The 2,698-nt window shown below is 55.9% G+C and carries 1 protein-coding gene and 1 pseudogene; both read right to left on the bottom strand.

Annotation, left to right across the window (positions count from 1 at the left end; translation table 11 throughout):
• Nucleotides 1-257 precede the first annotated feature (257 nt).
• Nucleotides 258-1,511 carry an arylsulfotransferase family protein gene (locus OM960_RS25250; protein WP_263332691.1) on the bottom strand — a complete coding sequence of 418 codons (1,254 nt, stop codon included), beginning with the start codon at nt 1,509-1,511 and terminating at the stop codon, nt 258-260.
• A gap of 201 nt (nt 1,512-1,712) precedes the next feature.
• Nucleotides 1,713-2,419, bottom strand: a pseudogene (locus OM960_RS25245) (IS6 family transposase).
• Nucleotides 2,420-2,698 lie beyond the last annotated feature (279 nt).

Genomic DNA, 2,698 nt, shown 5'->3' with positions numbered 1-2,698 from the left:
GCGACCACACAGTGCTCTGGGCTACCGTCCGCCGGCTCCTGAAACCATCGTCCCGATAGACCAAAGGCCGATCATGCACTAACACTCAAAACGGACCACTCAGGTGCGGCGGGGCAGTTACGCCATGTCTGCAAATCGTTCCCATCCGCTTTGCGGAGGATTGCCATGCCGCCCAGCTACCACGCTGGATTCACGAGATGAATCCCTCACCCGATTTGCGCAACAGAGCCACTCATCGTGGTCACTCCGTCATAGTATTACTTTTCACAGGTCGGAACTGCCGTCAGATAGTCGAACAGCAAGAATTCTGCAAAAGGCACCAGTGCATTATAGGTTTCGTCAATCAGGTTATTGTATTCGCGGACGATCTGGCCCTCCGGTGTCACCTCCATCACCCGCCCCTGCATTGAAGAGGTGATCATCCAGTTTCCATTCGGTAAAAGCTGATGGGCTCCCATTATGAAGCTAAAAAAATCCAGACCCGTGCCCAGAAGCGCATCCTCGGTACGTCCGGTTCGGGGATCGAGGCGAATGATGTTTGACCGGAACCTATCCATATTGTTTGAAAAGACTGTGATCGTACCGTCAATATTGAAGTCGGGGTCATGCTGGTCGTTCCAGGGACCATAGGCTACCCATTTGACCCCCCCCGTCCGGCGGTCGATCACTGCCAACATGTCGATGTTGCGCATGCTGACCAAAAGATCCCCAGACGCGAACTGCGGGAAGGCTGCGGCCATAGTTGGCAAAAGCTCCTCGATATCGTTCGGATGGAACAGGTCAGCCTTGTCGTTCTCGCCCATATCTCGGTCGAATGAGAAATTTTCCGGTATTCTGAGCGCAAGCGAATTGGATGCAGAAATACTGATTACATCGTCGATAAGGTCAATAGATTCAAGGATATCTCCAGTTTCGGGGTTAAATCTGACCATCCTTTGGTCATGCCCGCCATCCCAGCGTGACGCCTGCCACGTCCAATAACCTTCATGCCCTGCCGTAATCGAATGGTGGTAGACTTGATCGGTGCGGGACCAGATCACGCGACCGCAAGGGTCGAAGCGTGCCATTCCCATAGCGGCGTCCCAGGTTACAATCACCGAACCGTCGGGAAGCATGGCTACCCCATGCACTAACTCACCCGGATTGCCACTGTCGAACACAAGTGAATAGTCGATCGGAACCGAAAGAACGACTTCTCCAGACGGGCTCAGAAGATCGACAAAGTATCTCACACGATCCGCGTCAAAACGGTTGATTAACCAATAGCCCGGAGCGATGGCAGCCTCATCACGAACGACATGGCGCTCGTTCGCCGCGTCGGGGCGGCGGCGAGAGAATGAAATGGGTGGCAGGATGCGACCGGTGGCCCGAAAGGATCGGACCGCAGACCTGATTTCATCGGTTTTCTGCCATGGCCACCAGTCCTTATGCGTCGACCACATACCGACAAAGAACGCGGCCAGAAGCGAAAGAAACAGGCCCGACAAGATCGAAAGGGTTTTCGCGCTCATCTTCTACATTCCATGAGACGACAACGGGCAGCACCACCGACTCGAACGATAGTGCGTATAGTTGTGGCATGCGACCTTGGGCGCTTCGCAGGGAAGAATTGGCAGGCATTCGGAAACAATAAGCGCCATTCTCTTGTATTCCTTGAAATGTCGTTGTCAGACAGTTGCTAACCAGTCTCCGAACAACCCGCGACGTCGGATTTAGGCCGCGCAGAACTGCCGCCACTCTTCAAGGCGGCAGTGCGGTTGAGCTTGAAATGGCGTCTGGAGGAGACGTGGCGTTCCTTGTTGAAGAGGTTCTAGACGGAGGCCTGAACGGCGGCGAACATCTGCAAACTTCGCATCCGCCGGAACCGCAGCATCGCCCGCTCCCGTCGTCGGAATGGTAAGTGCGAGCTATCCGCTCGGTTGTTGAGCCAGCGTCCTGTCGTCTGGAGATCGGCGGCTCCGAGGTCCTTGAGAGCGGCGCGATACGAACGGAGCAGGTCCGTGACGATCTCCCGTGGCAGGCCAAAGCGCTTCATTGATTTCTTCAGGAATTTCACAGCGGCGCGCTTGTCCCGGCGTTTGGTGGCGACCGCCTCCAGAACTTCGCCCTCGTGATCCACGGCGCGCCAGAGGAAACACCGCTTCCCGTTGACCTTCACGAACACCTGGTCCAGATGCCAGCGCCAGTTCGAGAATGCGCGCATGCGATCGACACACTTGCGCTTGATCTTGGCGGCGAACATCGGCCCGAACCGGCTCAGCCAGAAGCGGATCGTATCGTAGCTGATATAAATCCCGCGCTCGTGGAGCAGGTCGTCCACATTCCGCAGCGAGAGCGGGAAACGCACATACAGCATGACCGCCAGGCGGATCACGTCTGGGCTGCTATGAAAGCCTTTGAGCGGGTTGGATCTGCTCATCCCCGGACGCTACAGATCCGAACTGCCCGGCTCAAGGTTGAAGTTTCTGACCGTGCCTTTCGACATGTTCTGATCTCCTCGTTCCTGGAGACCAGCAGATGTCAGATCGTAGATTCCGTCACTGTCCGATTTTCGGGGAGGTGCTCATTGGTTATGGCGGGACGCTAGGGTCAGGACCCATTGATCTGCTTGAAGCTGCCGCCGCCGGGTGATTCAAGGCTCCAGACTGACGGGGTTGATGATGAGCAATCTTTTCTGGCTGACGGACGAGCAGATGGA

Origin of the sequence: Defluviimonas salinarum (assembly GCF_026013545.1) — a bacterium.
In the GTDB taxonomy this organism is placed as follows: Bacteria; Pseudomonadota; Alphaproteobacteria; order Rhodobacterales; family Rhodobacteraceae; genus Albidovulum; species Albidovulum salinarum.
This window is presented reverse-complemented; position numbering and strand designations above follow the sequence as displayed.

Excerpts from the sequence above, each read along its gene's own strand:
- OM960_RS25250 (WP_263332691.1), bottom strand. The coding sequence starts at position 1,511 with ATGAGCGCGAAAACCCTTTCGATCTTGTCGGGCCTGTTTCTTTCGCTT.